The sequence below is a fragment of the Marinobacter maritimus genome (assembly GCF_007671675.1).
GTDB classification, from domain to species: Bacteria; Pseudomonadota; Gammaproteobacteria; order Pseudomonadales; family Oleiphilaceae; genus Marinobacter; species Marinobacter maritimus.
In genome coordinates, this window is record NZ_VCGW01000001.1 from 245,862 (window position 1) to 266,243 (window position 20,382).

The 20,382-nt window shown below is 55.5% G+C and carries 19 protein-coding genes; 9 read left to right on the top strand and 10 right to left on the bottom strand.

Features of this window, described 5'->3' with window-relative positions; translation table 11 throughout:
• Window positions 1-5: 5 nt before the first annotated feature.
• From bioF to FFI90_RS01180, 8 genes are all read left to right on the top strand, one after another.
• A complete protein-coding gene (gene bioF, locus FFI90_RS01145; RefSeq protein WP_144775737.1) occupies window positions 6-1,181 on the top strand; it encodes an 8-amino-7-oxononanoate synthase in 1,176 nt (391 codons plus the stop codon).
• Entirely contained in the window at window positions 1,178-1,924 is a 747-nt protein-coding gene (locus FFI90_RS01150) for an alpha/beta fold hydrolase (RefSeq protein WP_246123265.1), read from the top strand. Before bioF ends, FFI90_RS01150 begins: the two co-directional genes overlap by 4 nt.
• Window positions 1,921-2,760 carry a malonyl-ACP O-methyltransferase BioC gene (gene bioC / locus FFI90_RS01155; protein ID WP_144775739.1) on the top strand — a complete coding sequence of 280 codons (840 nt, stop codon included), beginning with the start codon at window positions 1,921-1,923 and terminating at the stop codon, window positions 2,758-2,760. Before FFI90_RS01150 ends, bioC begins: the two co-directional genes overlap by 4 nt.
• 15 nt (window positions 2,761-2,775) lie before the next feature.
• Complete coding sequence (gene bioD / locus FFI90_RS01160; RefSeq protein WP_144775741.1) at window positions 2,776-3,468, top strand: dethiobiotin synthase; 693 nt, start codon at window positions 2,776-2,778, stop codon at window positions 3,466-3,468.
• A gap of 51 nt (window positions 3,469-3,519) precedes the next feature.
• Window positions 3,520-3,765, top strand: coding sequence for a flagellar biosynthesis protein FlgE (locus FFI90_RS01165; protein WP_144775743.1), 246 nt, complete (start codon window positions 3,520-3,522; stop codon window positions 3,763-3,765).
• A gap of 98 nt (window positions 3,766-3,863) precedes the next feature.
• Window positions 3,864-4,568 carry a putative metalloprotease CJM1_0395 family protein gene (locus FFI90_RS01170; RefSeq protein WP_144775745.1) on the top strand — a complete coding sequence of 235 codons (705 nt, stop codon included), beginning with the start codon at window positions 3,864-3,866 and terminating at the stop codon, window positions 4,566-4,568.
• A 320-nt stretch (window positions 4,569-4,888) separates the two neighbouring features.
• On the top strand, window positions 4,889-6,688 hold the full coding sequence (locus FFI90_RS01175; protein WP_144775747.1) for an acyl-CoA dehydrogenase C-terminal domain-containing protein: 1,800 nt from the start codon (window positions 4,889-4,891) through the stop codon (window positions 6,686-6,688).
• Between the two features lie 236 nt (window positions 6,689-6,924).
• The gene (locus tag FFI90_RS01180) at window positions 6,925-8,721 is read left to right on the top strand and encodes an acyl-CoA dehydrogenase C-terminal domain-containing protein (RefSeq protein ID WP_144775749.1); all 1,797 of its coding nucleotides are present in this window, start codon (window positions 6,925-6,927) and stop codon (window positions 8,719-8,721) included.
• Between the two features lie 53 nt (window positions 8,722-8,774).
• On the opposite strand, the gene FFI90_RS01185 is transcribed toward FFI90_RS01180, so the two are convergent.
• The 5 genes from FFI90_RS01185 to leuS all read right to left on the bottom strand — a co-directional run bounded on the left by FFI90_RS01185 (window position 8,775) and on the right by leuS (window position 14,113).
• A complete protein-coding gene (locus FFI90_RS01185; RefSeq protein ID WP_144775751.1) occupies window positions 8,775-9,410 on the bottom strand; it encodes an endonuclease in 636 nt (211 codons plus the stop codon).
• Window positions 9,411-9,559: 149 nt separating this feature from the next.
• The gene (locus FFI90_RS01190; protein ID WP_144775753.1) at window positions 9,560-9,823 is read right to left on the bottom strand and encodes a hypothetical protein; all 264 of its coding nucleotides are present in this window, start codon (window positions 9,821-9,823) and stop codon (window positions 9,560-9,562) included.
• Between the two features lie 111 nt (window positions 9,824-9,934).
• A complete protein-coding gene (gene holA, locus FFI90_RS01195; protein WP_144775755.1) occupies window positions 9,935-10,942 on the bottom strand; it encodes a DNA polymerase III subunit delta in 1,008 nt (335 codons plus the stop codon).
• Window positions 10,939-11,526 carry an LPS-assembly lipoprotein LptE gene (locus FFI90_RS01200; protein ID WP_144775757.1) on the bottom strand — a complete coding sequence of 196 codons (588 nt, stop codon included), beginning with the start codon at window positions 11,524-11,526 and terminating at the stop codon, window positions 10,939-10,941. The genes holA and FFI90_RS01200 overlap by 4 nt, the downstream gene beginning before the upstream one ends.
• 1 nt (window position 11,527) lies before the next feature.
• A complete protein-coding gene (gene leuS / locus FFI90_RS01205) occupies window positions 11,528-14,113 on the bottom strand; it encodes a leucine--tRNA ligase (protein WP_144777170.1) in 2,586 nt (861 codons plus the stop codon).
• A 185-nt stretch (window positions 14,114-14,298) separates the two neighbouring features.
• Here leuS and FFI90_RS01210 point away from each other — a divergent pair, with 185 nt between their 5' ends.
• The gene (locus FFI90_RS01210) at window positions 14,299-14,847 is read left to right on the top strand and encodes a zinc ribbon-containing protein (protein WP_144775759.1); all 549 of its coding nucleotides are present in this window, start codon (window positions 14,299-14,301) and stop codon (window positions 14,845-14,847) included.
• A gap of 180 nt (window positions 14,848-15,027) precedes the next feature.
• Here the strand turns inward: FFI90_RS01210 and lnt are convergent, their stop codons facing one another.
• The 5 genes from lnt to miaB all read right to left on the bottom strand — a co-directional run bounded on the left by lnt (window position 15,028) and on the right by miaB (window position 20,353).
• Window positions 15,028-16,578 (bottom strand): apolipoprotein N-acyltransferase, encoded by a 1,551-nt coding sequence (gene lnt / locus FFI90_RS01215; protein ID WP_425463070.1) that lies wholly within the window; start codon window positions 16,576-16,578, stop codon window positions 15,028-15,030.
• Complete coding sequence (locus FFI90_RS01220) at window positions 16,568-17,416, bottom strand: CorC family transporter (protein ID WP_144775761.1); 849 nt, start codon at window positions 17,414-17,416, stop codon at window positions 16,568-16,570. Before FFI90_RS01220 ends, lnt begins: the two co-directional genes overlap by 11 nt.
• Window positions 17,413-17,886, bottom strand: a complete 474-nt coding sequence (gene ybeY, locus FFI90_RS01225; protein WP_144775763.1) for an rRNA maturation RNase YbeY — start codon at window positions 17,884-17,886, stop codon at window positions 17,413-17,415. Before ybeY ends, FFI90_RS01220 begins: the two co-directional genes overlap by 4 nt.
• On the bottom strand, window positions 17,883-18,878 hold the full coding sequence (locus FFI90_RS01230) for a PhoH family protein (RefSeq protein ID WP_144775765.1): 996 nt from the start codon (window positions 18,876-18,878) through the stop codon (window positions 17,883-17,885). The genes ybeY and FFI90_RS01230 overlap by 4 nt, the downstream gene beginning before the upstream one ends.
• A gap of 128 nt (window positions 18,879-19,006) precedes the next feature.
• Window positions 19,007-20,353 carry a tRNA (N6-isopentenyl adenosine(37)-C2)-methylthiotransferase MiaB gene (gene miaB / locus FFI90_RS01235; protein WP_144775767.1) on the bottom strand — a complete coding sequence of 449 codons (1,347 nt, stop codon included), beginning with the start codon at window positions 20,351-20,353 and terminating at the stop codon, window positions 19,007-19,009.
• Between the last annotated feature and the right edge of the window lie 29 nt (window positions 20,354-20,382).

Sequence of the window (20,382 nt, forward strand, 5' to 3'; positions counted from 1 at the left end):
GCACCATGCGGGATTTTGCGTCAGAACTAGAACAACGGAAGCAGGCGGGGCTTTACCGGACACGCAGACAGATTTCAGGCCCCCAGCAGCCGGTTTTAATCGCCGATGGTAAGCGATTACTTTCGTTTTGCAGCAACGACTACCTTGGCCTGGCTAACCACCCTTCCAATATAGAAGCGCTCCGGAATGCCTTGCCGGAAATAGGGCTGGGTGGTGCGGCTTCCCATCTTGTTTGCGGCCATCATGACGCGCATCACCTTTTGGAAGAGCGTCTCGCAGCGTTTACCGGGCGCAGTTCGGCGTTGTTTTTCTCCACCGGCTACATGGCCAATATGGGTGTAATTTCAGCCCTGGCGGGGCGTGGGGACACGATTTTCTCGGATCGTCTGAACCATGCCTCTATTATTGATGGCTGTGTTCTGAGCCGGGCGAAGGTGCGCAGGTATGCCCATGGAGATGTTTCGTCGCTTGCGGCCATCCTTGCTGAGACTTCAGGTCACAAGTTGGTGGTTACCGACGGTGTGTTCAGTATGGATGGCGATGTGGCGCCCCTAAAGGAACTGGCGCAGGTTTGCCGGGATCATGGGGCATTGCTTGTGGTTGATGATGCCCATGGTTTCGGGATTCTTGGGCCGCACGGGCGGGGGAGTGTGGCGGAGCTCGGTTTGTCTGAAGAAGATGTCCCGATTCTTATAGGAACATTAGGGAAGGCTGCAGGCACCAGCGGTGCGTTTGTGGCTGGGCCGGCGGTGCTGATGGACTATCTGGTGCAAAAGGCCCGAACCTACATTTACACCACGGCGATGCCTCCGGCGCTCGCGCTGGCAACCTGTGCCAGTCTTGACCTGATTGAACATGGTGATGAGCGACGAACTCACCTGCAGAGTCTGATTGAACGGTTCCGGCAGGAGGCCACTGTTTTGGGCTATGAACTAATGCCCTCGCGAACGCCCGTTCAGCCGATTATGATCAGGGGTAACCGCGAGGCCCTGGCGTTGAGCCAGGCGCTTGAAGAGTGTGGGGTGTTGGTGACCGCTATCCGGCCGCCAACGGTACCTGAAGGGGGGGCGCGGTTGCGGGTTACGCTCAGTGCGGCTCATTCACACGGCGACCTGAATTGCCTGATGCAGGCGCTGTCTGATTGCCGGCATTTGTTGCATCGCAAGGATGTCGTGTCATGAGTTTTCCACCAATGGCTGGACGCCTTGTCGTCGTTGGCGGATGGGGTGTTCGCGCGGAAATGCTGGCAGACCTGTATGGCTTCTGGCCAGGTACTGTTGAGTTGGTGCCCCTGAATGACAGTCTTATAGCACGCTGTGATTCGGTGGCTGACGTAGCCGATGAATTACTATCACGGTATCCCGAAACGTCCGTCTGGATGGGTTGGTCTCTGGGGGCTCAGATTGTTATGGAGGCGGCGAGTCGGGACACCGCGGCGGTTTCTGCGGCGATCACGCTTGCAGGTTTTCCGAAGTTTATCGCAGACGAACGCTGGCTCAACGGCATGTCGGAAGATGAGTTTGATGTGTTCAGGCGGGGCCTGAGCCGGGAGAGCGAGCGTTATTGGGTTCACTTCCTGCTGCTGATGATAAGTGGCGCGGCAGAGGGTCGGGCTGAGCGCCAGCGCCTCAAAATCTGGCTCGATCAGGGGCCGCCGGTATCACCGGGCAATCTGATGAAAAGCCTTAACTGGCTACAACAAACGGATCAGCGCTTGCTGTGGTCTCAGGTTGACGTTCCTGTTCTTCATATTACGGGGGCGTGCGATCAGGTGGTGGCAACCTGGGCTGGCGCTCTGGAAACCCCGCCCGCTACTATTGAAATTAGTATCCCCGGCATGGCCCATTGGCCTGGTGGCGTGTTTGCTGGCGATTGCCGCGCAGTGATCGAAACGTTTTTCCAGTCGTTGAGCGAGAAGTCATGAGTGCCCTGGGTGCGATTGACACTCGCCCGGCAAGTAAAGCCGATATAGCTCGAGAGTTCGGTAATGCCAGGACGACCTATGACAGCGCTTCCCGGTTGCAGCGCCTGATGGGCGATGCGATGTTCGAGAGGCTTCAGTGTCAGGCTGGCATGGCGGGCTGCGCTCTCGATCTCGGCTGTGGCACCGGCTGGTATACTCGCAAGCTGGCTGGCGTTGGAAACTTTGTGTCCCTGACGGGTATGGATCTTTCGTCCGGCATGATAGAACACGCCAGCGCAAGCGCCCCGAATGACATCATCTGGACTGTTGCGGATGCTGAGGCGATCCCTCTGCCGGACCAGAGTTGTGACTTGATATTCAGTAACCTGATGATCCAGTGGAGTGCTGCTCCAGTGCAGGTTCTGCGAGAGTGCCGGCGGGTGCTCAGGCCCGGAGGCACGTTAGTGGTATCAACGCTTCTTGATGGGACTCTCAGGGAGTTGGATCAGGCCTGGCAGCATGCGGACCCCGGCCAGAATCATATAAACCGCTTCGAGTCTGAGGCCGCGCTTCGGGAGGCTGTATCACAAGAGTTGCCGGGAGCTGAAATCGAAACAAAAACCCTGCGGTTACCTTATGCCTCCCCGCTCACGTTGGCGGCAGAGCTCAAGCACCTGGGTGCGGGCTACAAAGATGCCAGCAGGCGCAGGTCCATGACAGCCCCAGGGCGGTTGCGCGCCATGTGCCGGCATTATCCGGTAGAGCCTGATGGCGGCGTTGTGGCGAGCTATGAGGCCGCCTGGGTTTTCTGGTCGTGCCGTGGTAACAACCATAAGGCACAGATTGAAAAAGAGTGATCCAGGCAGGCATGTATGGCTAAAAAAACGGTTTTTGTGACAGGTACAGATACAGAGGTTGGCAAGACCATGGTGTCTGCGGCAATTCTGGAAGCCGCCAAAACAGCAGGCAAGCGCGCGCTGGGGATGAAACCCATTGCCTCCGGGTGCGAAAACACACCAGAGGGGCTGCGTAATGAAGACGCACTGATTCTTCAGCAAGCGGCCACTGAAACGCTTGCCTACGATCTTGTTAACCCTATTGCGCTGGAGCCGGCCATTGCACCTCATGTGGCAGCCGCGCAGGCCGGGCGCACCGTCTCGGCGGGCCGCCTGGTGGGGTTCTGTCGTGGCATGCAAATGCGCCCGGTGGATCTTTTGCTGATTGAAGGTGCGGGCGGCTGGCGAGTTCCGCTGAATGAACGGGAAACCTACTCGGCGGTACCCCGGGAGCTCGGTGTGCCGGTGGTTCTTGTGGTTGCTCTCAGGCTTGGATGCATTAACCAGGCGCTGCTAACTGCGGAGGCTATTCGCAACGATGGACTAGTGCTGGCAGGGTGGGTGGCTAACCACGCGGAACCTGCAGTAATGAGTTGCGAGCAGGAAACACTGGATTATCTTATGGAACATATCGGTGCTCCCTGTCTTGGTGTTATACCCTGGATTGAAGGCGCCGAGCCGGAAATTCTGAGTGGCTATCTTGACGTAGATGTGCTGTTTGAAAATTGAACAATGATGTGGCCTAATGGTGTCAATTAATGGTCACGGGAAGCCGCAGTCATGATCAATAATACGCTCGCAATTGGCATTCAAGGTATCCAGGACGGTATGTACGGCATGGAAAACGCCGCCCGTAAAATTGCCCGCGCAGGCGTTGACGGCCCTCAAGGTAGTGGCGGGAGTGGGAATAGTCTGATTGAGCCCATTATCGATCTGAAATTGTACGAGCGTAGCGTGGAAGCGTCGGCACAGGTGGTGAAAGCCGCTGACGAGACCCTCGGTACGCTTTTGGACATTATGGTCTGAGTTCTGATGACGTGAGCCCGCTTTCACCTCTTTCCTATCTTTCTCCCTATTCCACTGGAACCCGTTCGGGAAGCACTCCCGCTAGCGCTCCGTCTGACTTGTCATCCAGCTCTGTAAGTCCTGCTGTTCGCGAATCGCGTAGTACCGGGAATGCGAAAGGTGAGGCGCCTTCGGAAACCGGGAGCCAGGCCGTCCGTGCTGCAGATGAAAGCGAAGCTGCGGATGCCAGCCGCAAAACCGATGAAACAGAAGCCCCCGGTAAAGAAGCGGGCGGACTGGATGAAGCAGAATTGAAAGAGCTCACCGAGCTCAAAGCCCGGGACCGTGAAGTTCGCGCTCATGAGGCAGCGCACCAGGCAGTCGGTGGTCAATACGCAGGCGGCATGTCGTTTACCTATCAGCGGGGCCCCGACGGCGCTCAATACGCGGTTGGCGGCGAGGTGTCTATTGATATATCGCCCGTCAATGGAAACCCCCAGGCAACCATCGAAAAAATGCGAGTGGTGCGTGCTGCTGCGATGGCGCCAGCGGAGCCGTCGGGCCAGGATCGTGCCGTTGCAGCACAGGCAATGCAGGTGTTGCTGCAGGCTCAGTCGGAGCTTGCTTCGGGACAGACCTCCCCCAATCCGCAGGAAAAGTCATCAGATAACGATGGCGAAGATGCCTCTGCACGCTCTCGGGGAGACGTTTCTGAAGACGCTTCCGGAACCGGGCGGCAGGCCAGAGCTACCTATCAGAACGTTGCTGGCTACGGGCCAGGCGCAAACTCGTCCGAGGTCGGGTTTCTACCGATTTCGGCCTGACCTTACAGTTATTCAGCCTGCTGATTCGTCAGGCGAATGTCGTCAACACTCCCTGAATGTCTCATTACTCTGCATCACGCGGGCAGGCGTGGTTTACGCAGCTGGTTTGTGGGTTTCAGGCCTCCCTGTGAAACGTGTGCCGGTCACCAATCTCTACATAAATTGTTTGCCGGGCTATTGACAATTCTGTGCCTCTAAACGTATGTTTCAAACAAGTGTTTAATTAATGCTGCATCACACAAAGTTGTAGCGTCTGAGCAAACCCAAGGCCACAAGCTGTTATATCTTTTCAGCCAAGACCGAAAACCGAGGTGGTTTACATGCCTGAGTACAAAGCGCCCCTGCGTGATATCAAATTCGTAATGAACGAGCTGCTCGACAGCGAGGCCCACTACGCCAATCTGGAAGGCGCGGAAGACGCAACTCCGGATATGGTTGATGCCATTATCCAGGAAGGTGCGAAGTTTGCTGAGCAGGTACTGTCGCCGCTGAATGCGGTTGGCGACAGGGAGGGCTGTATCTGGAGCGAAGACGGTGTAAAAACACCGACTGGCTTCAAGGAAGCTTATGACAAGTTTGTTGAAGGTGGCTGGCCGTCACTGGCGGCTGATCCCAACTATGGTGGTCAGGGCTTGCCGGATTCGCTAGGCATCGTGATGAGCGAGCTGAACGGCACTGCCAACTGGTCCTGGGGCATGTACCCCGGCCTTAGCCACGGCGCAATAAACACCATCGAAGCGCATGGTACGGAAGAGCAGAAGCAGACTTACCTTACCAAAATGATCAGTGGTGAATGGACTGGCACCATGTGCCTGACCGAAGCCCACTGTGGCTCGGATCTGGGCACCCTGCGCACAAAGGCAGAGCCCAACGCGGACGGCTCCTACAGCATTACCGGCACCAAGATCTTCATCTCCGCCGGTGAACATGATATGACCGATAACATCGTTCACATTGTACTGGCGCGTTTGCCAGGTGCACCGGAAGGCACCAAGGGCATATCCCTGTTTATCGTGCCCAAGTCAGTGCCTGCCCAAGATGGCTCTGCCGGCGAGCGTAACGCGGTATCCTGTGGCTCTCTGGAGCACAAAATGGGTATCCACGGTAACGCGACCTGCGTGATGAACTTCGACGGCGCCAAAGGGTGGCTGATCGGGCCAGAGAACAAGGGCCTGAACTGTATGTTCACCTTCATGAACGTGGCTCGTATTGGTACGGCCATTCAGGGCCTGGGTGCAGCGGAAATGGGCTTCCAGGGATCATTGGCCTACGCCAAAGACCGTCTGGCCATGCGCTCACTGAGCGGTGCCAAGAACCCGGAAGGTTATGCTGATCCGATTATTGTGCACCCGGACGTTCGCCGCATGCTGCTGACTCAGAAAGCCGTTGCAGAAGGTGCTCGAGCACTGATCTATCTGACGGCGCAAAAGGCGGACCTCGTTGAGCGTGGTAGGTCTGAGGAAGAGCGCAAAGAAGCCGACGAGCTGCTTGGTTTCCTGACTCCGATTGCCAAGGCCTTCCTGACCGAAATTGGTTACGAAGCAGCCAACCTGGGTATGCAGGTCTTTGGTGGCCATGGTTACATCTCCGAGTGGGGTATGGAGCAGAACGTGCGCGATGCCCGTATTGGCATGATCTACGAGGGCACAACCGGTATCCAGGCGCTGGATCTTCTGGGTCGCAAGGTGCTAATGACTCAGGGCGAGTCCCTCAAGGGCTTCACCAAGCAGGTGCACCAGTTCTGCAAAGAGAACGCCGATAACGAACAGATGAAGCAATTTATTGAGCCGCTGAGCGCGATCAATAAGGAGTGGGGCGATCTGACCATGAAAGTGGGCATGACCGCCATGAAGAACCGCGAAGAAGTCGGTGCTGCATCTGTGGATTACCTGATGTACTCCGGTTATGCGGTATTCGCATACCTTTGGGCTCGTATGGCCAAGATCGCGCAGGACAAACTGGCTGAAGGCACTGGTGAAGAGATGTTCTACAACGCCAAGTTGCAGACTGCACGCTTCTACTTTGCCCGCATGTTGCCGCGTACCAAGACTCACGCTGTGACCATGCTGGCGGGTGCCGACACCCTGCTGGATATGCCGGAAGAAGCCTTCGCAATCTGATTTCAGAGAGCGTTCAAGGTTAACCGGTCAGATAAGCCCGTGCTCCCTCAGGAGCCGGGCTTTTTTCATGAGTTACGGTTGGTTTTACGGTAGAATATTCGACAATCAAATAATATAAACCACGACACACTGCGTGAGCAGGCGAGCTTGCTTTGCACTCGTAAGCTGCCTGCACAGACAAGTTTTGAACTTGGACTGTTTCGAAATTGGACTGTTTTTGAAATTGGAGAGAGTTGATGGCTGATTATCAGGCACCCCTGCGTGACATGCGTTTTATACTGAATGAAGTATTTGATGCGCCGGCTTTATGGGCGTCTCTGCCCAAAGTAGCGGAAAATGTGGATCCCGACACCGCCGATGCGATTCTTGAAGAAGCCGGTAAAATTACCAGTGGCGTGTTGGCACCCCTGAATCGCGAAGCGGACGAGCAGGGCTGCAAATGGGCCCAAGGCGAAGTAACCTCGCCAGATGGCTTTAAAGAAGCCTACCAGACGATCGTTGAAGGCGGCTGGAATGGACTTGGCGGAAACCCTGAGTTTGGCGGCATGGGCATGCCCAAAACCCTGGTGGCGCAGTTTGAAGAGATGATGCAGGGCGCGAACATGGCCTTCGGTCTGGCGCCGATGCTGACTGCTGGCGCTTGTCTTGCGCTGGATGCGCATGGCAGCCAGGAATTAAAAGAAAAGTATCTCCCTAACATGTACTCAGGTGTCTGGACCGGGGCTATGGATTTGACAGAGCCACACGCCGGAACCGATCTGGGTATTATCCGCACGAAGGCCGAACCCAATAGTGACGGCTCGTTCAACCTGACTGGCACCAAGATTTTTATCACTTGGGGCGAGCACGACATGGCGGAGAACATTATTCATCTGGTGTTGGCCAAGCTGCCCGGCGCCCCGAAGGGTCCCAAAGGTATTTCTCTGTTGTTGGTTCCCAAGTTCATGGTGAACGATGACGGGTCTCTCGGCGAGCGTAACAGTTTGAGTTGTGGCTCCATCGAGAAAAAGATGGGCATCAAAGGCTCGGCAACCTGTGTGATGAACTTTGATGGCGCCAAGGGCTGGCTTGTAGGTGATGAGAACAAAGGCCTTAACGCCATGTTCACCATGATGAACTACGAGCGCCTGGGTGTAGGTATTCAGGGTATCGGTGCTGCAGAAGCTTCCTTGCAGAGCGCACGGGAATACGCCATGGAGCGGATTCAGAGCCGCGCGCCTACTGGTGCACAGCAGCCTGAAAAAGCGGCAGATCCGATTCTGGTGCACCCGGATGTGCGCCGCATGCTGCTGACCATGAAAGGTTACGTCGAAGGCGGTCGCGCCTTTTCAACGTATGTGGCGCAGTGGCTGGATATCTCCAAATATGCGGATGCCGCAGAAGAGGATCGCCGTAAACACGCAGAAGGCATGGTTGCACTGCTGACGCCGGTGGCGAAAGCATTTTTGACCGATCGGGGTCTGGACGCCTGTATCATGGGGCAGCAAGTGCTTGGCGGCCACGGGTTTATCCGTGAATGGGGTCAGGAACAGCTGGTTCGCGACTGCCGTATTACACAAATCTACGAAGGCACCAACGGCATCCAGGCGCTGGATCTTATTGGTCGCAAGGTCGTAGGTAGCCAGGGTAAACTGTATGAGCTGTTTGCTGAAGACGTAGCAGGTTTCATTGAGGAAAACAGCGGTGAGGAGAGCTTGCGCCCCTATCTGGAGCCACTTGCAGCAGCATTTGAGCGCTTGTCGGACGTTACTGAGCATGTGATCAAGCAGGCTTCGGACAACCCCGATGCCGTTGGTGCGGCCTCAGTGGACTACCTCGATCTGTTTGGCCTCACTGCGCTGGGTTACATGTGGGCGCGTATTGTGAAGGCGGCTGCGCCAAAGGCTGGCGATGATACATCGGGCTTTTATAGCGGGAAGCTGAAAACCGCGCGTTTCTACTACGATCGCCTGTTGCCGAAAACGGTTTCACTTGCTGAAGGCATTCGCAGCGGAAGTGACTCCATGATGGCGCTTACCGCCGAAGAGTTCTGATTCTTCAGGAAGGTGGCAAAAAAGCAGGCTCCTGAGCCTGCTTTTTTTTGGTTTTAAAGGCGCTCTACACGTGTCGGATCGGTGATATACGAGTTCTCGTTACCCTGGATTTCAGCAACTCGTTTGTGGCGCGAGAGTTCTGTGTCGTCTGGAGGGTCCGCACGGTTCCAGTTCTGGAATACTCGTGATGATCCCAGCCAAGGCAGGCCATAGGTGCCGACCATGTAGCTCATGCTGCGGGCAACATCGCCTTTCACTTTGGCCGGTGGCTCAAAGAATGGGCTGCTTTCCCGGATGCCACAGTCGTTTTCTTTGACGGTGGCTCCAAGGTCTTCGTAGCGGGCATTGCGGCGACGAAGTTCTGTACGGGTACGGACCGGGATTATATTGTGCAGGTCAGAAGCGATCTGGCGATAGCGGTTGTCTTGTTCGCATTGGCGGGAGGTGCCGCATGACAGGGCATCACGCACATCGGCGAGAGGGTATATGTAACCTTCCGTCAGTGTGAAACCTTTACGTGAAAACGGCTCATCGCAGAAGAAAGACTGGCCACCGTTGGCGTACAAATTGCCCCAGAATTGATCCTTGATGACGGTTTTCGGATCACTGAAGCGAGTATTCTGGCCGATAACCAATGTTGTGGTCAGCAGGAAAACAAGCGCGGCAAGGGTGAGAAAAACATTTTTCATACGCCATTAATACCTCTCAGTGTCTGCAAGCGTCTTTAGTGATTAATGACGCTCAGTTCACTTACTGAAAAGGATTATGGCATAAGGACTCTTATTGCAAGAGCCCTCACGGTAACTTTTTGTAGAGTTCTGTTAACAGCTTAACGTTTTCACTTCATTTTGTTGCGAATGTTTTCGTAGCCTGTTTTCAGCTCTTCGCCAACTTTTTTTGCAGTCTGACGTGCTTCCTGGGATGCGTCGTTTGCACCGTCCATTACCTGATCGAAGCGGTTTCTGAATTTATCCCACTCTTGCTCGAGCTCATCGAACTCGTCTTTTACATCCTGACGAGCCAAATGAAGTTGGACACGAGCTTCATCACGATACTGTTTGATTTTATCCGAGAGAGTTTTGAGTTCTTCTTGAATGCCCATAACCATGCGCCTCCTTGGGTTAGCGATACCCTAACAATGCGCTTGGTACCGAAAAACTGTCAAGTGACGGGCAGGCAAGAACGGCTCTATGTCGGGTGCACTTGATCCATGTCAGGATCTGACCGCCAGGAGTGCTGACATATCCCGCAGGTAGTGCCAGGGAGAGAGCTCGTCGAAGCCCTTCGCTGCGCGGTCAATCTGGCTACATAGTTTCACTGCTTCGTGCAAATGGGTAGGGTTCAGTCGCCGCGCCGCCTGCTCGAGTGCACGGGCGCGCTGAGGTTGGAAGACGCCCCGCTTTTTAAAAAACGCGGAGGGGTTCTCGGTTCTGTTCTCGGCTGTCTTCAGTTCAAGCAACAGATTCAGGTCTCGGCTTAATACCGCCAGAAGGCCAAGCGGGTTTTCCCCTTCTTGTTGCAGTACCCCAATCATTTTACCGGCGTGGGGTGCCCGGCCGCTAAGGAGCTCAGTGACCAGTTCGAAGCCGTTGAAGCGGGAACTGTCCTGGACCGCCCGCTCAACAGTTTCTTCGTCAATGGTGTTGCCATTGGTTAATAATGCGAGCCGGTCGAGCTCCTGGCTGGCAGCGAGAAGATTGCCCTCCAGTCGTTCTGCCAGCATGCCAAGGGCTCCACGCGTAAGGGTCAGGCCACGGTTTCCCGCCCGCTGCTGCAACCAGCCCTGAAACTTGTCCGCGTCAACGGGCCACACCGGCACGTGTACACCCTTGGACTGCAATTCCTTGTACCATTTACGCCGGGTTTCGGCCGCGTCCAGTCGGGTGCTGATCAGCAGCACGATAATATCTTCAGGAGGTTGGGCCAGAACCCTCTCAAGAACCGCCCGGCCATCTCCCAATTTTCCTGTGGGCAGGCGGATCTCGATGCGCCGCCGTTCAGCGAACAGGGACATGGCACTGAACTCATCACCTACCATATTCCAGTCGAGCTGTTGGTCTGCGTGGAAGGTCAGGCGATCTTGGAAGCCCGCTTCTCTGGCTGCGCTGCGGATCTGGTCACAACATTCCTGCACCAGCAGCGGCTCATCTCCGGAAACCAGGTAGACCGGCGCAAGGCCCTTGCGAAGCAATTGTGGCAGCTGGCCCGGGTTTGTCTTCATGGTTTGGCAGGTTGCGCGTTGGCCGCAGGAGTGGTCTTCTGCTGGCTGTCGCGAATTTCCTGCAACCGCTCCGGCGTGATGGGTGCCAGGCGGAAGATGATCTGCTGCGCCAGACGGACGCTCAGTTGCTGCTGAAGGCTATCTTCTTCCCGTTGCTTGGCAAGCACGTTGGTTTCATCGTACCGGTAACTTTCAGTGGTTGTGAGGCGGGTGCTGGCGATAATGGGAACGTCGTCGGCACTGGTCAGTTCAAGGTCGACGGAGTGTCTGAGCGTGTACTCGGCAGCTGCGGCCTGAACAGTGATCGCGCTGGCGCGACGATCCTGTTCAAAGTTCCGGATTTTTAGATGAAAGTTTGCGTCTTCACCGGAAACCAATTGCACGCCACCTAGCTCAAGCTGCTCGCGAACCGACAGACAAAGAGATGCAGGCACAGGAGCCTGACAGTCTACTTCCAGAGGCTCCAGAGCAGAGGAAACCGGCGGTGCACCCCGCAACTGAAAACCACAGGCGCCCAGGCTGCCTGCCATCACGATGATGAGAGCCCGCAAGGCTGTATTGTCATGCCGAGTGCAGAGCTGCATATCAGTTGGCCACCACGTTAACCAGTTTGCCTGGCACGACAATAACCTTGCGGACGGTAGTGCCTTCGGTAAAGCGCATAACGTTCTCATTTTCCAGAGCGAGCGTTTCCAGATCGGCTTTGCTGATGTCAGCGGGGACATCTGCTTTCGCGCGCACTTTGCCGTTGACCTGCAGAACTACCTGTATTTCGCTACGAACCATGGCGGATTTATCGGCGGCCGGCCAGGGTGCGTCAACAACCGGATCGCTGTGGCCCAGTGCCTGCCAGAGGGTGTGGCAGATGTGCGGCACGATCGGAGCCAGCATCACGACGGCGGCTTCCAGTGCCTCCTGGCGGGCGGCGCGGGTCTGTGGCTCTTCGTTGTTCAATCGGCTGACATCGTTCAGCAGTTCCATTACCGCAGCAATGGCGGTGTTAAATGTCAGGCGGCGGCTGATATCGTCGCTCACCTTGGTGATGGTTTCATGGGTTTTGCGTCGCAGGTCTTTTTGGGCGTCATTGAGAACACTCACATCCAATGCTGGAGCGGCTCCGCCTGCAACCTGCTCATTCACCAGACGCCACAGCCGCTTAAGGAAGCGGTGAGCACCTTCTACAGCGCTGTCTGACCACTCAAGAGACTGTTCTGGCGGTGCCGCGAACATCATGAACAGGCGGACGGTGTCGGCGCCATGAGCATCGATGATCGATTGCGGATCTATACCGTTGTTCTTCGATTTGGACATCTTGGTAACGCCACCGGCGGTAACGGGCAGTCCGTCTTCCTTGTGAACAGCGCCGATTGCGTGACCTTTTTCGTCTCGCTCGACGATAACATCCGCTGGCGCAATCCAGACCTTGCCGCCTTTTTCATCATCGCGGTAGTAAGTATCTGCCAGCACCATGCCTTGAGTCAGAAGCTGCTTGAAAGGCTCGGAGCTGTTTACCAGCCCGACATCCCGCAGAAGCTTGTGGAAAAAGCGCGCGTAAAGAAGGTGCAGGATCGCATGTTCAATGCCGCCGATATACTGATCTACCGGCAACCAGTAGTTTGCTGCCGCCGGGTCCAGCATGCCTTTGTCGTAATTCGGGCTGCAGAAGCGGGCGTAATACCAGGACGACTCCATAAACGTGTCGAAGGTATCGGTTTCCAAGGTTGCGGGCTGGCCGTTGAAAGAGGTTTTTGCCCATTCGGGATCGGCCTTGAGAGGAGACAGCACGCCATCCATCTCAACATTTTCCGGTAGACGAACCGGTAGCTGGTCATCCGGAACCGGGCGCTGCGTGCCGTCTTCCATGGTCATCATGGGAATGGGTGCACCCCAGTAGCGCTGGCGTGACACACCCCAGTCACGCAGGCGATAGTTAACGGTGCGCTTGCCAATGCCGGTCTTTTCCAGATGATCGGCGATGGCGTCAAAGGCTTCGTCGCTTGTCAGGCCCGTGTATTTACCGGAAGAGACCAGTACACCTTTCCCCGTAAAAGCCTGTTCCTGGACATCGATTTCACGGCCGTCAGTGGCCGCAATAACCTGTTTGACTGACAATCGATACTTGAGCGCAAATTCGTGGTCGCGGTCATCATGGCCTGGCACCGCCATCAGGGCGCCGGTTCCGTAATCCGTAAGTACAAAATTGGCGACCCAGACAGGGATCTCTTCATGCGTCAGCGGGTTGATAGCCTTGAATCCTGTATCAACACCTTTCTTTTCCATGGTGGCCATGTCCGCTTCAGCCACCTTGCTGTTGCGGCACTCCTCCACAAACGCCGCTACATCTGCATGGCGCTCGGCGGCGGCTTTCGCCAGCGGATGCTCCGCAGCCACCGCCATATAGCTCACGCCCATCAGCGTGTCCGGGCGGGTGGTATACACAGTGAGGCCGTCTTCGCTGTCCTTCAAAGGGAAGTTTAGTTCAGTACCTACAGATTTACCGATCCAGTTGCGCTGCATGGTCTTGACCTGTTCTGGCCAGCCATCCAGATCGTCCATGCCGTTCAACAGTTCTTCGGCGTAATCGGTAATGCGAATGAACCACTGGGGAATCTTTTTCTGCTCAACTAAGGCGCCGGAGCGCCAACCACGACCATCGACAACCTGTTCGTTGGCAAGAACCGTTTGATCGACCGGGTCCCAGTTCACGGTGGCCATTTTCTTGTACACCAGGCCTTTTTCGTAAAGCCGTGCAAAGAACCACTGCTCCCAGCGATAGTAATCCGGCTTGCAGGTGGCCAGCTCGCGACTCCAGTCGTAGCCGAAACCCAGCTGTTTAAGCTGGTTTTTCATGTATTCGATGTTGGCGTAAGTCCATTTTGCCGGGGCCGTCTTGTTGGCAATGGCGGCGTTCTCAGCGGGCAGGCCAAATGCATCCCAGCCCATGGGCTGCATAACGTTCTTGCCCTGCATGCGCTGATAGCGGGAGACTACATCTCCAATGGTGTAGTTTCTCACGTGCCCCATATGCAACTTGCCACTGGGGTAGGGGAACATGGACAGGCAGTAGTACTTCGGTTTGTCCGGATCTTCCCTGACTTCAAAGGTCTTGTTTTCGTCCCAGAAGGCGCGCGCATTGTGTTCAACGTCACGGGGATTGTAGTGCTCGTCCATACCTGCCATTACCAAAGTTACCCTGTATAAAAATGATGTGCGGAGCGGCCGGACATTCTAGCGCACACAAGGCGTAACAGGTAGTCCGTCAAAGAGCGGCCTGACGCTTCTGCGCAGCCACATGCTTGTCGGGCTGCGGGTGATGGCCCACAATGGAGTTATGGCATTCAAAAAAGGAAGATGCGATGAAGGCCCCGGAAAGAAGTCACCTCTCAGGTCAGGCGCTTGAAGCCTACGACCGCATGCTTGAGCAAGTGCAGAATCGCTTGCGCTCAGTGCAGGAAACCACGCTGGAAACCCTGGAAGAAGAGGTTGATAAGGCAATAGAGGTAGAGCAGGAACTGGAGGAAATGACCAGGGATGAAATCAGCCTCCTGGGAACCTACCTGCAGAGGGATCTGGAACACCTCATGCATTTTGTGGATGAAACCGGCGAAGGGCTCGCAGAGTGGCTTCAGCTTGATCTATCACTGCTGGAAAACAGTCTCACTGAACGCCTGCTGTCGGTGGCGGACCAGACTCTGGTCGACACGCTGTCGCTACGGCAAAAACTCGAAAGCCACGGCGCCGGGCAGTACATCGCCGGTGAGGTTGCGACAGCCGGCATGTTTCAGTGCCTGAATTGCGAGCACATGCTGTGCCTCACCTCTACCAGCCACCTGGAACCCTGCGATGCCTGCGGTTCGCAATATTACAAGCGTGTGACCAGTCGTTGGCCGCGAAAAGAAAGCTGATCCCAGGCTTTAAAGAAAGGGAGGCCCCGCCTGAAGTTTGAGCAGTCGGGGCAGTAGCGGTTTTCAAAACCGTGCGGAGCCATGGATGGCGGAGCCGAGCGTACAGGGAGGTATTAACAGCGTGTTTTGAAAACCGTTACTGCCTCGACTGCAGGCACCAGGCTCAAATCTCAAACAGAATCAGCTCTTGGGAATAACCCGCTCGCGAACAAACACAATCAAAATCAACGCCAACGTCAGAACCGGCCAGGAAGCCGTCATCATATAAGGCGTACTTCCAGTGGCTGTGAACACCTCACCCGTCAGCACTGCCCGCTCAAACTGCGGAATACGCGATGTTATCTGGCCCTTGTGATCAATGATCGCCGTCACCCCATTGTTCGTACCGCGAATCATATAGCGCCCGGTTTCCAGCGCCCGCATGCGTGCAATCTGTAAGTGCTGCAGCGGCCCCACAGAATCCCCGAACCAGCCATCGTTACTGATCGTCAGCAGCAAATCCGAGTTCACCGCATTGCGGGCAAGAAAGTCCGGATAAGCCACTTCGTAACAGATAAACGGCATCACCTTTGTGCCATTTGCGATTAAAGGCGCCTGATTTGCCGGGCCCCTTGTAAAGCTCGACATGGGCAAGTCAAAAAAGCCGATTAGCCCTCGCAGGACGCCCTCCAGCGGAACATACTCCCCAAAAGGCACCAGTTTCTGCTTGTGATAAATTCCTTCGCCGTTGCCGATGGCCGTAATACTGTTGTGATAGGTAAAGCCGTCGGCCCGCTCGCTAAAGCCGTACCAGGGAATACCCGTAATCAACGTGCTCTCTTCCCCGAGATTTTCCTTGATGTGGTCAATAATCTTCCCGGCTTGATCCTGAGGAATGGGGATGGCCGTCTCGGGCCATAGAATCAGATCGGTATCCCAGTAGGGTTCCGTCATGCCCAGATACGCCACGATCTGATCCTTCAGGAACTCCGGATCCCACTTGATAAGCTGGGGAATGTTGCCCTGCATCGCCGCCACCGAAGTGGGCTCAGTGCTGATATCCGTCCAGTCAATGCGATTCAGCGCCGGGGCGACAAGCCAGGGGATCAGAGTCACAGCCGCAACGATACCGGCACTGGCGTGGCGTTGCCGGGTGATAAGCCAGCCGGATGCAAATATGGCCGCACCGCTTGCAGCAATCCAGAACGTGAGGCCATGAACGCCAACCATCGGCGCCAGCCCCGCCAATGGGCCATCGGTGTGGGCGGTGCCCAGATACAGCCAGGGGAAGCCGGTAAGCAGCCAGCCACGAAGCCAATCCCCAAGAATCCAGATGGCGGGGAAGAGAATGAGCCGCCGCATCGCGCTGTTCTTCGCCAGTTTGCCCCAGAACCAGAATGCAAGAGCCGGGAACAGAGCCAACACAGCCACAAAGGCAACGGTGAGCAATACCGCAACAGGGATTGGCGTATTACCGAATTCACTGATGCTGATGTAAACCCAGCTTGCGCCGGAACCAAACAGGCCCAGGCCTGCCAGCAAACCAGCGAAGAAGAGATTTTTTGCCGGCAGTGGAAGGGTGACCAGCAGAATAAGCAGTATGGAAACCGGCCCCAGCCACCAAAAGTGGAAGGGCGAGAAGGTCAGGGTTTGCAGGGCGCCGGCAACCAAAAGCGTCGCCGCACGTGACCAGCGATTGGAGAAAAAAGAATGGGCTACTGCAATCAGGGGTTTTGAATCGTCACGGCTCACTACGGGTTACCTGTAACAGACGGATGACACGATTATCGGCATTGGCAATGGTAAAGCGCAGCCCGCCAAATTCAACCGTTTCGCCCCGTCTGGGCAGGTGTCCGAATTCCTTGAGCACTACGCCACCAATGGTGTCGAACTCCTCCTCATCCAGCCCCGTATCGAAGAACTCGTTGAAATCATCGATCGGTGTTACTGCTTTTACCGCGTAAGAGCCATCGCCGCGGGCTTTGATATGGGTCTCTTCATCGAAGTCGTGTTCATCTTCGATTTCCCCGACGATCTGTTCCAGTACGTCCTCAATAGTCACCAGGCCAGCCGTGCCGCCGTACTCATCCACAACGATTGCCATGTGGTTGCGGTTTTCCTTGAACTGCTTGAGTAGCTGGTTCAGGCGCTTGCTCTCGGGAACGAATGTGGGAGGGCGCAGAATCTCGCGCACATGAGACCAGTCCATGTCGTCATTGAGAGCCAGTGGCAATAGGTCTTTGGCGAGAAGAACCCCGATGACATCATCCTGACTGTCGCCAATCACCGGAAATCGGCTGTGAGCAGACGAAATGACCTCATCCAGAAACTCTTTCGGATCCTGGGAAGCTCGAACGGTGACCATCTGGGAGCGGGGGATCATGATCTCATCCACCCGCATATCCACCACCTGCATCGCGCCTTCGATGATGCTCATGGCATCGACATCGATGATCGCCTGTGATTCGGCGCTCCGTAATATTTCCAGCACGTCTTCGACAGATTCTGGCCCGCTGGAGAAGGCATGTGATATACGCTCCAGCCAGGACTTGTTGGAGCCCTGACTGCGACTCGACTGATCGTCGCTCATGAGTCTTTTACCGTTTCCTCTGCTGCGTAGGGATTGCCGAACCCAAACTGTGCCAGCAACCGGATTTCCAGGGCCTCCATGGCCTCTGCGTCTTCATCGTCAATATGATCGTAGCCCTGAAGATGCAACATACCGTGCACCACCATGTGTGCCCAGTGTGTAGACAACTCTTTGAGTTGCTCTCTGGCTTCAATTTCAACGACCGGGGCACAAATAACGAGATCCCCGGCCAATGGCACCGTTATACCGGCTGGGGCTTCAAATGGAAAGGACAACACATTGGTTGGTTTATCCTTGCCTCGATATTGTTGGTTCAGTGCCTGGCTCTCGTCGGTACCGACTATGCGGATAGTCACCTCGGATGGATTCTGTTCCAACCAGGCGGCCTGAGCCCAAGCCTGAAGCAGGGATTCCGCCGGCACACCGGGGCCGTCGAACACGTTCTGGAAATCGACAGTCAGTTCACTCACCGTTTACGATCGCTCTCTTTGTTGCTCCCTTCATCAAACGAATCGTAGGCTTCCACGATCCGCTGAACCAGAGGATGCCTTACAACATCCTTGGCCTCGAAGCGTGTAAATCCGATGCCGGTGACCTTATCAAGCACCCCCGCTGCGTGAATCAGCCCTGAGTTCTGGCCGCGCGGCAGGTCAATCTGAGTGGTGTCGCCGGTAATCACGGCTGTGGACCCGAAGCCAATCCGCGTCAGGAACATTTTCATCTGTTCTCGGGTGGTGTTCTGGCTTTCATCCAGAATAATAAACGAGTTATTCAGCGTGCGGCCACGCATGAAAGCCAATGGCGCTATTTCGATCACACTCTTTTCAATCAGCCGTGTGACGTGTTCAAACCCGAGCATTTCGTATAGTGCGTCATACAGCGGCCGCAAATACGGGTCCACCTTCTGAGCCAGATCGCCGGGCAGAAAGCCGAGTTTTTCGCCTGCCTCAACAGCCGGGCGCACCAGCAGAATCCGCTTGACCTGCTCGTCTTTCAGAGCTTCTACTGCACAAGCTACAGCCAGCCAGGTTTTACCCGTGCCTGCTGGGCCGATACCAAAATTGATGTCGTGGGAGCGAATGCTGTGCACGTATTTCTGCTGATTCGCACCGCGGGGTTTGGCGGTGAGCTTCGGGGTTTTGATGATGGTGACGGAGCCGTCGAACGGTATGTCATCTGGCAGCCGTTCAAACCCGGTTTCCCGGATATAGAGGTGAACGGTATCCGGTGAAATATCATCCGTGGCTTCGGTTTCCCGATAGAGGTGCCGAATCACTTCCACTGCGGCGGCAACGTGTTCGGTTTCACCTTCAACCCGGAAGTGGTGGCCTCTTCTGCTGATGGACACTTGCAGGCGCCGTTCGATGTGTTTCAAATTTTCATCAAACTGGCCGCAAAGGGTTGTTAGCCTGCGCTGGTCTGCCGGGTGTAAATCAAATTGTCTGGAATCGTTGGTGTTCAATATTACTCCGGTTCTGGTGACTCCCCCCATCTCGGGAGAATGTATATCTGACTTTTGTGCAACGGGTCTGAGCAGGGGCCTTCCCACCACTCTCATACTCCAAAACTCAAGAGCATAGGAGCCGAGGCCTAATACAACTCCGAACCCACAGGCAAACCGCGCAAAGAGTTAGCGTAAGCCTCAACAATCTCAACGTCGATAAAGTGCCCGACAATCCCCGGATTCTCATGCCGGAAATTAACAATCCGGTTGTTCTCAGTGCGCCCTGAATATTCCCCCGGATCCTTCTTCGACAACCCGGTTACCAGAATGCGCTGGGTCGAACCCACCATCTTGCGGCTGATATCCATCACCGTCTGATTGATGCGATCCTGCAGAATTTTCAGGCGCTGCTTCTTCACTTCCATCGGCGTTTCATCCGGCAGATCAGATGCCGGCGTGCCCGGGCGCGCGCTGTAAACGAAGCTGAAGGACATATCGAAACCGATATCGTTGATCAGCTTCATCGTGTCTTCAAAGTCCTTCTCGGTTTCACCGGGGAAGCCGATAATAAAATCCGAAGAAAAGCTGATATCCGGACGAATCTTGCGTAGACGGCGAAGTTTGGATTTGTACTCCAGCGCCGTGTGGCCGCGTTTCATGGCAGCCAGGATGCGATCCGAGCCGCTTTGAACGGGCAAGTGCAAGTGGCTGACCAGCTCGGGCACCTGTTCATACACATCAATCAAGGCATCGGTAAATTCAACGGGGTGTGAAGTGGTGTAGCGAATGCGATCTATGCCGCCGATGGTTGCGATCAGCGTAATCAGCTCCGCCAGATCCATTACATCGCCATCATGAGTGTCACCCCGATAGGCGTTAACGTTTTGCCCTAACAGGTTCACTTCCCGGACGCCCTGGCTTGCCAAATGAGCGACTTCTGCAATCACATCGTCTGCCGGCCGGCTGACCTCCTCACCACGGGTGTAGGGTACCACGCAGAAAGTGCAGTACTTGCTACAGCCTTCCATGATGGATACGAACGCAGAAGGGCCGTCCGCGCCGGGGTCCGGAAGGTTGTCGAACTTCTCGATTTCCGGAAAGCTGACGTCCACCACGCCCACGCCGTTACCTTTCATGCGCACTTCGGTAATCATATCCGGCAGGCGATGCAGGGTTTGTGGGCCGAAGACCATATCGACATAAGGCGCCCGATCAAGAATCGCCTGGCCTTCCTGGCTGGCGACACAGCCGCCAACGCCGATTATCAGTTCCGGTTTGTTGGCCTTGAGTTTTTTCCAGCGACCCAGCTGATGGAAAACCTTCTCCTGTGCTTTTTCACGGATAGAGCAGGTGTTCAGCAGCAAAATGTCGGCGTCATCCGGCGATTCCGTCATTTCAACCGATTCGCCGGTTTTAAGCAGGTCGGCCATGCGGGATGAATCGTATTCGTTCATCTGGCAACCGTGGGTCTTTATGTACAGCTTTTTGGCCATGGGTCTCAACACAACTGGATGTATTTGGC